This is a genomic window from Scytonema sp. PRP1, assembly GCF_036697665.2.
In the GTDB taxonomy this organism is placed as follows: domain Bacteria; phylum Cyanobacteriota; class Cyanobacteriia; order Cyanobacteriales; family Nostocaceae; genus Kalymmatonema; species Kalymmatonema gypsitolerans.
On record NZ_JBAHYJ020000068.1, the window covers coordinates 180,209 to 193,992 of the forward strand.

The 13,784-nt window shown below is 40.0% G+C and carries 9 protein-coding genes; 2 read left to right on the plus strand and 7 right to left on the minus strand.

Annotated elements, in window-relative coordinates:
• Nucleotide 1: 1 nt before the first annotated feature.
• The 4 genes from V5G28_RS14825 to V5G28_RS14840 all read right to left on the minus strand — a co-directional run bounded on the left by V5G28_RS14825 (nt 2) and on the right by V5G28_RS14840 (nt 7,658).
• Nucleotides 2-2,008, minus strand: coding sequence for a dynamin family protein (locus tag V5G28_RS14825; RefSeq protein ID WP_336230801.1), 2,007 nt, complete (start codon nt 2,006-2,008; stop codon nt 2-4).
• 46 nt (nt 2,009-2,054) lie between these two features.
• The gene (locus tag V5G28_RS14830; RefSeq protein WP_336230802.1) at nt 2,055-3,812 is read right to left on the minus strand and encodes a dynamin family protein; all 1,758 of its coding nucleotides are present in this window, start codon (nt 3,810-3,812) and stop codon (nt 2,055-2,057) included.
• A gap of 102 nt (nt 3,813-3,914) precedes the next feature.
• On the minus strand, nt 3,915-5,867 hold the full coding sequence (locus V5G28_RS14835; protein ID WP_336230804.1) for a dynamin family protein: 1,953 nt from the start codon (nt 5,865-5,867) through the stop codon (nt 3,915-3,917).
• 405 nt (nt 5,868-6,272) lie between these two features.
• On the minus strand, nt 6,273-7,658 hold the full coding sequence (locus V5G28_RS14840; RefSeq protein ID WP_336230805.1) for a CHAT domain-containing protein: 1,386 nt from the start codon (nt 7,656-7,658) through the stop codon (nt 6,273-6,275).
• A 178-nt stretch (nt 7,659-7,836) separates the two neighbouring features.
• Here V5G28_RS14840 and V5G28_RS14845 point away from each other — a divergent pair, with 178 nt between their 5' ends.
• Both V5G28_RS14845 and V5G28_RS14850 read left to right on the plus strand, forming a co-directional pair.
• Nucleotides 7,837-8,040: a hypothetical protein gene (locus V5G28_RS14845; protein ID WP_336230806.1), complete on the plus strand. Its 204-nt coding sequence runs from the start codon at nt 7,837-7,839 to the stop codon at nt 8,038-8,040.
• Nucleotides 8,041-8,143: 103 nt separating this feature from the next.
• Nucleotides 8,144-8,335, plus strand: coding sequence for a hypothetical protein (locus V5G28_RS14850; RefSeq protein WP_336230807.1), 192 nt, complete (start codon nt 8,144-8,146; stop codon nt 8,333-8,335).
• Between the two features lie 80 nt (nt 8,336-8,415).
• On the opposite strand, the gene V5G28_RS14855 is transcribed toward V5G28_RS14850, so the two are convergent.
• The 3 genes from V5G28_RS14855 to V5G28_RS14865 form a co-directional block, all read right to left on the minus strand.
• Nucleotides 8,416-8,892, minus strand: coding sequence for a hypothetical protein (locus V5G28_RS14855; RefSeq protein ID WP_336230808.1), 477 nt, complete (start codon nt 8,890-8,892; stop codon nt 8,416-8,418).
• 322 nt (nt 8,893-9,214) lie between these two features.
• Nucleotides 9,215-9,937 (minus strand): hypothetical protein, encoded by a 723-nt coding sequence (locus V5G28_RS14860; RefSeq protein WP_336230809.1) that lies wholly within the window; start codon nt 9,935-9,937, stop codon nt 9,215-9,217.
• Nucleotides 9,938-10,371: 434 nt separating this feature from the next.
• Nucleotides 10,372-13,725 (minus strand): hypothetical protein, encoded by a 3,354-nt coding sequence (locus V5G28_RS14865; protein ID WP_336230810.1) that lies wholly within the window; start codon nt 13,723-13,725, stop codon nt 10,372-10,374.
• Nucleotides 13,726-13,784: the final 59 nt, after the last annotated feature.

The following is a 13,784-nucleotide window of genomic DNA, read 5'->3' on the forward strand; positions in this document are numbered from 1 at the left end:
TTTACATAGTCGCTACTTGTGCAATTAGTTCATCTAATTCACTGTCAATTGCATCTAAATTTTTGCGAATAGATACCAACTCATGCAGTTTCTGTTCGACATTCTCCTGCCCTTTTTGCTTTTCTTCCAAAATAGAATCTACCTGATCTCGAATATTTTGAATTTCCTGACCAAGTTCTTGGTCAACAGCATCCTTAATTTTGCCTATTTGCTGAACAACAGAATTGCTGATGCCGTCAGATATTTGGTAACTGTCTGTACGAATTTGGTTGATAAATTTCTCAGTGACTGCTGCCTTAATTTTGTCATTAGTTGACTGAACTTTCCAAGCACCCTGGACGAGACCGCCAATAACAATAGCTGGAATCAGAATAAACGGATTCAGACCAGCAAAGGCATAAGTTGCAACCATTATACCTATTTGTGGAATTAAACTTTTCAGCATTTCTTGATAACCAAAAACTGCTCCAATTACACCTGAAACAGCATCTCCAAACAAAAAACCTCCAGCTGTAGCAAGAACACGTTCAAGTAAAGACACTTTTGCTTCTTGATATATAATTGTACCTTGGGAAGCAGAAGTACCAGCAATTAAATCAACGCGTAAATCTTCTACATTCTTAACAAATGCTTCTGCTCTTTGGTCTAATTCAAGCATGAGGCTTTGTAATCGGTCATTCAAAAATGGTTGTAGTTCTGAGGATTGCCATGTAGCAAATTCTGTCTCTATCCTTTGAGCAAGATAGTTTTTAACTTCTTCAACCACTTTTTCTATCTGTGTAGTCACCCATTCTAACTTCAAAAATTTAACTGGCTCTTGAATTTGATATTCTGCCATCCATTGTGTAATTTTTGTCTCAGATAATTCTTGATAGAATTGCTGTGCTTTTTGATGTACAGATGGCTTGGTATCAGCAATAAAATTAGATACACGGGTAACTATTTGATGACGTTCTAATTCTAGTAACCTCAATGGTTCTTGAGCAGCTTCATATCGTTCTTCTATAGTTTTTAAATCAGTTCGTAGTAGTGTTTCTCGCTCAGGAATTATTCGCCTTGCCTCACGAATTGCACCTTTGACTTCTTTAGCAGGTTGGAGAATTTTGAGTCGTCCTTTTTGAGTAGTGAGAAATGTTGCTAACTCTACTTCCAGTTCAGGTACACCAGATTGATTCAATCGCTGTTGTTCGTCTGGTTTATTTGGTTCTAGACGACCTTCCAGCGCACCAAGAGCATCAATAAAAAATATACTTTCTTTACCACGTTTGGTAAGAGAAGCTAACTTGGAAAAAGCGTGCTCTTTAATACTTTCTCTTTCTTTGTCTCTAATTTGGTTAATTCGATTGCAAATGAAGAAAATATCTTCATGTCCCATGCTAATCAAATTATTATCTATGAAATTCAGTTCACTTTGAGAACAGAGAACTTCACAAGAGAGAACAAACAGAATAGCATCCACAGTGGATAAGTAATCCATTGTGACTTTCTGGCGAATCTCATGCTCATTCAGTCCAGGAGAATCAATAATCTCCACCCCGTCTTTACAAATCTCTAAAGGCCAGAATAGCTCTAACTTTTCGTAAGGGTTTTCTTTGATTTCACCTACATTATCTTTAATTACGACATACTCTTCTATTTTTTCAACGGGAATTTCCTTGGCTGGCTTTGCTCCATTATCTGTAGAGTTAGTGTAATGCAGTAAAGCACGTTTGGGCTCTCCCCATTTGACTTCATTAATAATGGCGGTACAAGGTTTTGCATAAGCAGGCAAAACTTCAGCGCCTAGCATGGCATTAATAAAGGTGCTTTTACCGCGCTTGAATTCTCCTAACACAAGTACTTTAAAACTGTCTGCCTGAACACGAGTCTTCAATTTATGCAGAGTTTCTTGCGGACCCTTCATATCCAAAGAATCTAATACTTCTAGCTGGCGTTGAATGAGAGCAACTAAAGTTCTCCGCCGTTGTTGGAATAAGTCAAATTGTGCATGGGTAGTAGTCTGAACCATATAAACCTCCAAAAATTTTAGAATTTAAAACAGATGAACGCAGGGATTAATAGTTGAATATTTCTATTGCTGCGATGATTTGTTGTTTCAAAGCCTCAGCTTTGTCAAGCATTTGTTGCCAAGGTTGTTCATCTGAGTCTGGATGACTTACTTCAATCGCAGCCGTTTTGGCAGATTGGCAGGTAACTTGTTGGCGTTGGATATCTTCTGCTATTTGCTGGTATATCTTGCGTAGTCGCTCAAAGATGTGATCGCAGTATTCGTTAAATGCCTTGTCTATAGAAAGTTCCAATTTCTTCTGCACTTGTTGGCGCTGTTCTTCTAATTTGTCAGTGAGGAATTGTTCGCTGAGAATGGCTGCACCCAGACTGACAGCGATCGCCATCACTGCTGCACCTCCTGTAAGATAGCTACCAATTACGGCAACACCACCGCCAATTCTGCTTATCCAGCGATATCGCTGAAGAGGAGACATTTCCAGCTGTGGCAAGTTAGACTTTATCTCTAGAGTTTCCTGTTTTTGACTTGATGGCTGAGTCATTTGAGTAGAAAAGGTGCGAGATACCTCTGCGGTTAGCCAGTCAAAATCATCAGAAACTCCCTTAAGCAAGAATTCTTCGGCTTTCTGCCCCAAAGAAAATAACTCCCGCCGCAGCCGCAAAGGTAACTCACGCTCCCACCAACTTTTGGGATTATCTGTCTCACTCAATTCTTGGTTCAGCACTCCTATAAGTGTGCTTTTACTACTGAAAAGATTTTCCTTTAATGTTTGTCCGTGCTGTATACGTCGCCGATCCAACTCTAAGCGAATTTGTTCCCATTGAAGTTCAGCAGTTCGCATTGCTGCTTTTGCCTTTTTTAGTGCCTGTTCGTGTTCAGCAGCGCTCATTTTGGCAGATGCGATCGCCACAGAACCTATATCAATCAACTGAGTCAATATATCAATCAGTTGTCTAGCTACTTGCTGGCTGCGCCATGCTTTGTGATTACCACCTTTCACCATTGCAGTAATCTGCGATCGCACTGCCTCTATTGCTTCGGTCTCGTTCGTATCTTTATCAACTGGATAAGATGGCAAAACTGGTATATCTGCCGAAATTTGGGCTATCCGTTCTCTAGTGACAGCTATTACTTCTTCTCGTTGTTCGTGTTGAATGGTATCCAACTTAGATACAATGACTATAATCCGGGGAATGTGCTTACCAATCACTTCTTGTTCAAGAAAGGCAGCTTCCGTCATACTAAAGGGCAGCGTGGCGCTAACTAGCAGTACTGTGGCATCGCACTGACTCAGTAAATCAAAGACAATAGCCGCACGAGTTGTATTGAGTTCTCCAATTCCTGGCGTATCTATTAATTCAGCATCCAGTGCTTCTAGCCAAGGATGAACTACGGTGAGTTGGACTTTGGCTAATACTTCCTGCTCTTTGCCCTCTGAGTCAGTCACTACCAAGTCGTCCCAAGCAGAAGCGTCTAAAGCGCGACGTACTTCTGAGCTACTGTCAAAACTAACTACCATACTGTCTTCTGTACCAGGAGTAATAGTAGTTAGAGTTGCTGTAGTTGGCAATGCTCCCGTTGGGAGTAGCTCCTGTTCCAAAAGTCGATTGAGCAAAGTACTTTTACCACGACTAAATTCACCAACAACAGCTAGTCGAAAACCAGGAAAACGCAGGCGTTCTGTGATGGTTTGCAGTTGGAAAACTATCTCTGCAACAGAACAAGATTCTGCCAGTAGCGAATTTTGGTGCAGCCAAGAGTCAAGATACTGACTGAGATCCATAGGATGTTGATCAATCGTCATATAAAATTCTCCTATTAAACAATCACTTTCTGAGTGAGGAAATCGACAACTACTAATCGGTTGTCAAAAACACTTTGCGCTTTGAGAAAATCCTCGACATCTTTACTTACCTTCAATTGCTGCTAGCCTTTGCTGCTTTGCAGATAAAGATTTCCGTCGTCTGTCTATTTCTTGGAGATCTGCTTGCATGGTTGTCTGTAAGTTAATCAAACGCTGCAATTCTGTTTCTTGTACTTGCGATATCCCCTCAACAGTTGCCTTGTATTGAGCCATGTATTGGTTAATATGCTGTTTGAGGAAATTACTGACGCTGCGTGCGTAGGTTTGTATTTCATCTTGAGTTTTGCCCTTCACACTGTTAAAGTGAGAATCCAGTGAAGGGCCCAGTTTGTCCCACAATTGCTGCTTGCGTTTCTCTAAGGAAGCACCCATAATCCCACCGGATACAATGAAACCGACTAAACCACCTATGACTGTACCCACAACTGGTAAGATAGCAGTGCCGATTGCAATTCCAGTAGCTATTCCTCCAACCGCAACAAAACCATCTTTAGTGTCCATCTGTTCCTGAAGTGATTGCATAGAAGTAAATACATCAGATGTGTTGAGTTGGACACCATCATGCATAGTCTTCTGAATTTCAAACCCTCCTCCAAGTGTCTGTAGCCGACTATACACCTCAACAAATTTGCTATCAAATTCGCGACTGGCTGCTATTGCTGCTTGTGAGATCTTCTTAATTTTGTTTTGCAGTTCCTGTTGTAATTCATCCTGAGCTGTTTTCAGGATGGATTCTGCCTCATTTTTGACAACATTCTCTAGCGCCTGTAAATCTTCAGCATTGAAGATGGCGTTGTATATTTTTGATATAGTTTTGTCTCGATATTTTTCCACACACTGACCACTCTTTGCTATCGTTGTTGAGATAGCATCGTCAAGCATTCGCTGACACAACAGCTGCTGTTCAGCAGTAAATAAGGCAAGATCCGGGATGATTTCTCGTTCAATTGCTTCTTGACGGTGCTGATAATTTTCCCAGTGCGATCGCAAACTTCCCTCTAGCTGCTCAAATAATCGTGTCAAAAGACGCAAAACATTTTCTGATATGGCGAGTAACCGCTCTCGACACAAGCGGTTAATTAATAACTTTTCTAGCTGTTCAAATCTCTCTTTCCACACAAGTAACTCTGGTGGTATTGGTTCTGCACCAGTGATGTCATCCATCACGACTTGCGCGGAACAACTATACAAAATCGGTGGTTCAATGCTAAGCTGTTCTACAAGACGCGATCGCAAATTATTCAACATATCACTTTGTTCCCTCTGCCTAATCTGATCCATACGCGTGACGACAAATACACAACGATGCAGAAATAGGCGCAAAGCATCCCCCAGAAAACTGGCTAGACTCTGGGATAAAGGTATGGTTGCCGGAATAATAATAATTGCTACATCAGCCTCGTTCGCTATGACTTTTCTGGTAACTTCTCCATGTAAGGCACTTGTGGCATTAGTTCCAGGCGTGTCAATAATCACAATACTATTGGCAAGAAAAGGAGCAGGGTGGGTAATAGTGAGTTGTTTCACATCTTTAGCAACTTCATCTTTGGCAGTAAGAACGTGAATGAACTCTCGATTATCAATACCATCAACTCCAGGTAACCATGGGACAGTGATTTGTTGGCTATCTACACGGGTTTTTACAATTCCTGGGCGAATTCCGCCAAGCTGTACTTCGACTTGTAGGCAACTACCGTAGCGCAGTTTAGTAGCAGCAGCTGTGGTTGGCAAGACTGAGGTTTTGAGCAAATCATCTCGCAGTAGTGCATTGATAAAAGTACTCTTACCACTAGAAAATTCCCCAATAACTGCTAAGTAGAGATTGGGATCACCACGTCGCTTTTGAATTTGGTTAATTTGAAAATCAATTTCGCTTTTTAACGCAGTATAAATCTCTTCTCGCTCGATTATGTTTGCAGCAAACTGCAAGTGGTCTTCAACATCCGTCAAAGCATCCAGTTCATCTATAGTTTCTTGGGTTTTTGTATTTGTCACAGTCCTTGAGCTCCTTTCTCAGACTGTTTTTTCTGACGCAGTTATTATTTAAGTTTTCTGATAACCAGAAGAGTTTTGCTGGTTTCCTATATTCAATTTAGAGCGATCGCCATTAATTATCGATACAGTAAAGTTCCGGTGAAGTTCCGGAAAATTTCTCTATATGGTAGAATTTGCATAGAAATTTATATAGCAATCCTAAATGAGTTACGAACAAAAAGATCCCCGACTTCTTTAAGAAGTCGGGGATCTGATCCTCTCGGTGTTTGCAAATCAAATAGGATTGCTATATAGAAATTTACGCGATGTGCAACTTGATATTCCGTTATGAGAATGCTAGTCTCAAATCTATATAGCGGTTTGCAATTGGATAAGGTACACAAACAAATCAACGAGAAATACCCATTAAGCTTCTTTTATGAAAACAACTTTAACGTTACTATTTTCTACCTTCTCGCCTTCGTAATTACCTTGAATTTGATTTGCTTTAACTACTTTCTCAATCTCTACAACATTGAATGTACTATCTTTGAGTTCGTTAACTCGTGCTTCACCTTTAATACGTAGCTCATCAGCTGTCTTTGATTCTCTTTGCGTTAGTTCAGGGAAAATTATTCCATCAGGAGAACGCATATATAGAACAGGTATACCCCATTCAAATCGTTCCTTTGACTGACGGTACATTTCTAGCCGTCCTAGAGATACTGCTTCGTCAATAGACAGCCCAGATGCAAGTGCAGTGTAAAATCGCTTGCTGAAGACAATTGCATCATCATCTCGCACTTTATACTGCATTGCTACCACTGCTGGTATACCCTCTTTCATTAAAGCTGGTGCTATCCCAGTCCAAGGAGAAACTCCATCACGGCGACCTGATTCACATGCTCCCAAAAGAGCAACTTTAACACCAGCCATTTGTAATTGTTTTGCCAAGTGGTTCGCTGGTAATAATTCTGGCTGCTTTTCTTTGTTGAGCAAGACAAGATGTCCCATACCCTTGAACTCTTCAGTATTTGAGTTATTGTCTTCCTCTGTAAATGCGCCATGACCTGCAAAGTGGAAAAGGTCTGGTTTTTTATCTAGTGCCGAAGTTAACTCCTCAAATGTTGGATTTTTGATGAAAAGCTCCCAATTTAGAGTAACTCCGTCTACACTAAATCCATCTAGCGCCTTTTCTATAGCTTCCTGCTCAACATCCAAATCAAGGTCTTTCCAAGGGTTTGCTGTCACTGCAAGTAGGCGTAATGATTCTTGATTATCTTTCTTAATTGGATGCGTAGAGGTAGCAGTTGATTCATATCGTACCATTGAGTATTTTGGGTTCAACACCAGGAAGTTGTCATAACTATCTTCTTCATTTTCTTGGGGAAGATAGCAAAACTCCCAAGGTATTTGAGCAAGTTTTAAATCTTTAATCACTAAACGAAGGCGAACGCCACCTTCTGAACCTGCTCTTTCAACTGCCTTTTGGAATAAGTTACTAATTTCTCCTGGTGGAAACAATCGAATTGTTAGCTGTTTCCCCAATTCAATTAATTCTTGAGGTGATAAACGTTTACGTTCTAGTTTTCTAAATTGCTTTTCTACTCCTTCAATTAAAACTGCTTCGCGGGTTTTCTCCGCGTCTGATGCAGAAATAGGTTCTATTTCTTTAGATGGATAGGAAACTGTCACGGCTTTGCGAGTTTCACCTACTTCTGAGAAGGGAACAGATATTTTGAATGTTTGATTGGACTCATCATAATCTCGCAATTCGAGATTGAAATTTACATACTGGCGATTTTTAACCATGATTAGCTCCTTTTCGATTATAAATTTGGTTAATTACTTATCCCTGTTTTGTTCCTGATCCTACAGGAGATGAAAGCTGGTACGTTATGACTAATTTATCTGTTAACCTTCAAGTTAACGTTGTTCAACTTTATAGTTTGAGAAACGCTCCTTGAATATGCCTTTAAACAAGTCAAGAATGAACTCAACTGGGCTGATTTATCTCCTGAGCCTGCGGCACGGCGGAGCCGTTAGCGAAGCTCTCCCGAAGGGAGCAAGAGGCACGGACACGCTACGCGAACGCCTGACAGACTATGAAAGCATTGAGCGCTGGTGGGAGATAATTTTTAGTGCTTATCTTTTAGTAAGCATTCAGGCGACTTATTTCCAATTTCGTTGCTGAGACGTTGGTAGCCGAAAATCTTCTAAATCCTAGCCCTGAGTTCTCTTCATTAATCAATGCATCAACTACTCAATTTCTTCAACATCGGGAGTGGGAAGCTGACATGACATGGAAAAATTCTCTTAATAACTTGAGACTAATTATTCAATCTTATATCTTCTACCGTTTACTGCTACCTTGGTTAGATGTATTCAACATTCCTGGAATGAAACGCTGTTTTCTTAAGTTAATTGAATTGATAAATGGTTTTCGAGCTTCTCCAATTCGTTTTTCTATTGCTACTAGTTCTTCTTGAAATTCGTCATCGAATAGTTAATGACGACATTGCCGTAAAAGTTCCTCCCTGTTCCCTGTTCCCTTCTTGTTGAAATGATTTCAATTGTTAGCTGTCCCTATGATAATGAACTCATCTATTATTTTGTTACTTTTCTCATCCACAATGGTATATAATTTCTCTCCTGACTGGACTTTGAATTCCTTACTCCTTGAATTTAGAGCTTGCTTTATTTGATCGACCTTCTCTCCGTTCAATAGAATTATGTAAGAAGCGTCGCTTAGACCGTCCTTTTTTCCGGAGGTAATAACAAAACTTGTTCCTATATTACCTCTAAATATTCTTGTTTTTGGCTCAAAATCATCTCCAACTTGAATTCCTATCACATCATTTTCGAGGCGTATTAAAGATAGAGCTTGAACTGGAGGTAATAGTTCTGTCATGATATTTTCCAGAAAAATTACTCCAGTTAATGTCACAATCAAAAGTAGCGAAAACATCTGATTTTTTCTAGTATAATTAACTAAAAAGCACTTCATTATTTTGTTTAAATAACTCAAATTTCTGTTACTTACCATTGTTACACCTCAATTAACTTAGGTTACTTGAAGAAGGCTGGAGTCAGGAGGCATTTATCAGCGCTTCACCCTAGTTGCAGGCTAAGGATATGGTATTCCGCCACCCTTCGCTAACAGACTCTAAGACCCCATCCAATTGAAGACAAACTTTTTCTGTGCTTTCGCCGCTGCAAAAGCTAAACGGTACGCTACGCGAAAGATTTTGGTGGGGGACTTAAACCATTTTTGGGACAATGCAGAAAGGTAATACTTAAAACTCCAATATCATTTCTGCCCTGTACCCTGCACTGCCGAACCTAGGGTCTACTGGTTTGGCATTGCCTTATTTATTTGTTATATTTGTTATATTACGTGATCTATGTGATACACTTTTCTCTAATATAACTTTCTTTACCATATCTATTGTTTCACGCGAACAATCTAGCAAAGGTTGAGGTCCTTGCTTTATGTCACAAAAATTACTAGAAGGCACCCATGCTTCTAAAACCATCGTTGATTGTTCAGGATAACTTTCTTTGAACTTCGCTGCGTAAGACGCCCTAATCAATTGCTCGCCTTCATGATAAATAATTTTTTCTAAACTACACCAACCATCCTCTCGACAACCAGAAAGCCGAACTATTGTAGTTGGATATAGATGTTTTTCTAATAATGGGTCGTCACTGGGTCGGCCCGAGTATTGGATTTGACCAACAATATTGTCTATTAATACTTCTGGATCAACCTCGTTCTTTTCATTAATATATTGAGTAGGTAACTTAACTGTTTCCATTATCATTGGTACTCGACGAATGAATAATAACTCACCACTCTTAGTGAGTCTCATAACAGCAACAAATGACTGCCTTTCGTTTCTAACTTCAGCAACACTCTTATTAGCTATACCTAAGATTGAAATTGCTATGATTGATGAGAAGAAACAACTTGCAGTAATCTTCAATGACTTTATCTTGAACTTCTTAGATAAAACCATTTTCTTAGTAACTAGATTGTTGTTAGCCTCTTGATTTACTCTAGGTAAATGCGTGTAAGTAATTTTTTTCATTGTTGTTACTCCTTTTTACTTCGTTAATCTTCTAAAAATGCTCTATTCTCGATAAGTAGGTAGATATGTATGAATCAACCCAACTCACATCTTGTACCAATAAAAATTGATGTTAATTCATTACTCAGTATTAAACTGAGACCCTTGATTTGGCGATAAAACCCAATAAAAATAAGGTAGCTTTTTCGGGCATCTTTTTATGTTGCCTATGTTTGTACGGAGAGGTGCAAGATCTGAGCCAACCATGTAACAGAATTTAAATTAGCCAAAACTCTTGCGATTGCTATTTCTTTGGGGAAACGCTGAGATGCACCTTGCTGCTTAAGCGCAGCTATGCGGTTTAGGCTTAACGCGAACACTTCGTTCCGCTTAATATGCGCTCCGCAACACTAACGCTAACGTAATGACAGTTATCAATTTTCGCGCTCACCTCCTCAAACAATATTAAGTTTGGCACTGATGATATCAAGAATATATTTCTTGACTATTTTTTCAAACTGTTCGCTTTTGGGAATATTGGAGGAAAGAATAGTAATAGCTTCCTGAATACAAGCTTCAAGGCGTTCGACTTTTTTAGGAGGAAGAAAGTCATGCCTGCTGTAAGTAAATTTGGCATAGATATCATTCCAATATGGATAAGTCCATCCAAAAATGCGTGTCGTCTCTTGCAGAATATTTACTAATAGCTTCTGGTCAAATTCCTTAAAAGCTCGTGTCCAAACTGCTAAGTTTTCTAAAAATTGATTTGGTCTTTCTTTTAGTCCAAGAGTACTTAATGCCTCCGTAAAGCATTCATTTTGAATCAAATTTATTGCTTTTATACTCATGAATTCTTCCCGTATCAATTCTTGTAATCCTGCTTCCTGCTCCGAATTTTTCATAAGTAATTCCTCTATAGCATTCCTAGAGTAAGACGAGGCTTCCTCCCAGTATTGTTCAATTTCTTGTGCTGCTTGGTTAACTTTTTGGTGGTCATTGCAGATTGTAAGTGCTTCCTGGGTAAAGCTAGCCTGATTTAGAACTGCTGCCCATTTGCTCAGTGCCTTTTCTCGCCGCGACTCTTTCTCAGTGGTGTGTGCAAGCTCCTCTGCTTCAGCAAAGACTGCACGGCCTTCTTCGATCAACCTCGCCCGAACTAAAGCACCTGCTAAGTCCAGCAACTCCTTGCTCCGTTGCCCGCTCTGTTGAATAGTGCTTGCAGATTTTCTTGCATCAGTGAAAAATTCTGTCGCTTCATTTGTAAATTCAGCCTGAACTAAGGCTTGTGCAAACTTTCTTAGTCTTTCTGTTAGTTCCCAACCTTTTTCAAAGCCGTTTTTTACTTCTATTGCTTGGCGGAAAATCTTTGTTGCTTCTGTGACATCTTGAGCTTGAACTAAAGCCGTTGCCAAATTCGCTAAGTCATCTGCTAGTGCCCAATTTTGTTCGGTATGTACAAGATTTTTAACTTCAATGAAAACTTCTTTTGCTTGGTTAGCAAACCCCACTTGCGAATAGGCTGTTGCCAACTTCGGCAGTACCTTTATCTGTTCCCAAGTTTCTATTGTGCGCGCGAGTTCTTTAGCTTCATTGAAAATTAAACTTGCTTCATTGACTTCTTGAGCCTGAGCTAGAGCTAGTGCTAAATTAATCAGCTTATCTGTCTTAAGCAAATTGTCCGTTATTGCATTGGTAACTTCTTTGGCTTTGGAGAAGAATTTACTCGCTTCTTGAGCTTCCCCAATTATTGATAAGGCTACTGCCAATTCGCTTAGTGCTTGTGCCTTAGCCCAGTCTTCCTCAATTGTGTCGATCAGTTCTTTGACTTTCTTAAAGACAGCAATTGCTCTCGGAGAATTTCCTGCTTGAGCTAAAGCTACAGCCAATTTTTGTAATATCTTTACTTTAACAGAGGTGTTCTTTATTTCATCTGCTAGCTTTTCAGCTTCGCTGAAGTTGCTAGCTTTCAGTAAGGCTGTTGCAAAATCTACAAAATCTAAGAGTGTCTTTGCTTCTAGGGAAACTTTATCAAGTAGCTTTGCGACTTCTCTAGCTTCATTAAAAACATCTTTTGCATCTAAAACAGTAGAACTGAACTGGCTTTTTTCTTGCAGTGCATTATAGATAGCCATTAAAGCTGTAAACCTGCTATTAACATTCTTACGAAGACGAGCATAGGCAAGAGCTTCTGTTTCACGTCCTAACAATACTAAAGTTTTGAGATCGATATCTTCATAATTGCTTGAACGCTGGTGTACTACTTGCCGCGCTGTATAAAGCTTGACCAGCGTTAGCAGTTGATTTGATTCTAATGGATCGGTGAATTTATTGATTGCTGATTCCAAGTCATTTACATATTCTGTATCCCTAGAGAAGAACTTAAATTTGCTTTCCATCCAATTTGGCGAACCAGTTAGCAGCGTGTAGAGATCCTCTTCCCTTCCAGCAGCATCCAAGTGTTTTGGCAGGTGCAACAACCCATACTTATCTGCTTTTGTCCAGTCCACCTCTTCCCAGGATTGAGAGTCTTTTTTGTAATAGTCAACAATTTTATTATGCTGCGTTTGTGCATCACACCAAAAATTGTTGTTGCGTTCTTTATCTAGCAGATAATCCCGAAGGGATTGGTGAAATATGGCGTAAGTCTGTTTACCTTCTTCGTTCTTATACAAGAACTGGCGCACCACCCCCAAGTCTTCCCGCAATTGTTCGGGGTTAATACCTGTAAAGTTTACCAACTGTTCTTCCGTCAATGGTTCCTGTGTTACCGTTAGCCTTCCTAGGATGGGCTGATACTTGTTTTGCCATTTGTCACCTAGACGATTGAGGAAGTTGTGGTAAATTTCATCAATGCTCTTGGGTAAAGCAGACAGGTCATCTAAGGGTTGATTTCCAACTTCAATATCGTCTAGCAGCAACTTAGTATACAAGAAAATACCCATCGAAAGCTCGACAATTTCATTGCTGAGGATTTCGTCTTTGACCTTAGCCTTCTGCAAAACTGCTTGGAAGTTTGTGTTCTCTACTCGCTTCTCAATATATTTCCGAATATCTTTTAGATTATCCTCCGACATTTTCTCCAGCTTGTAAGGCTTGAGTGGTTCAAACTCTCGCATTACCCGGTTTTCTGGGCGGGAAGTCATGATAAAACGCACCCAGGTCGGTAAGTCGGAATTAGACAATTTTGCCAACAGCCTAACCAGGTTTTCATTCCCTGTAGTGGTTACGGCTTCATCCAGAGAGTCAATCAAGATGACTGCTGCATCAGGTGGCTTTTGCTGCTGTTGGGCATACATCTTCTCTAACTCTGCCAAGGGTGCGCGAATGAGGATATCTAGTTCGTTATCCGGATCGCTTTCTTTCAGGTTTTCGATATAGACTGCTGTAAGCTGACTTCCGGTCAGATGCTCAATGTTAATCTCGGCCTTTACTTCCAGGTGAACAGGCTTAATGGTATTTGCTAAAGCTAGCCCGTAGCATGGTAGGTTTTTTACCAACTGAGCCGCTAGAGACCGAAATATACGCCCCGGTCTAACGGTTTCCACGTCCCCTGCTCGACAGAAGTGATAGGCTTTAATGATGTCGTTCTCACGATTTTTGCTCTCAGGATCTCCGATCAGTTTAGCAGCAATTGCGCTTTTGCCCACCCCCGGTTCCCCAGTCAGGAGAAAAAAGCGATCGCTTTCATTTTTCAACCATTCATCTATTTTGTGGAATATCCAATCTCGTCCAGTAAAATATTTCGTTAGTTGTTTAATGTCATCTTTAAAGTGTATAGCAGAAAGACGAGTAACTGGTGATGATATCATAATTACGTTAGTCTTCTAGTTTTTCCTAAATTAGTGGCGGCCAGTCAGTAAGAGCTTTT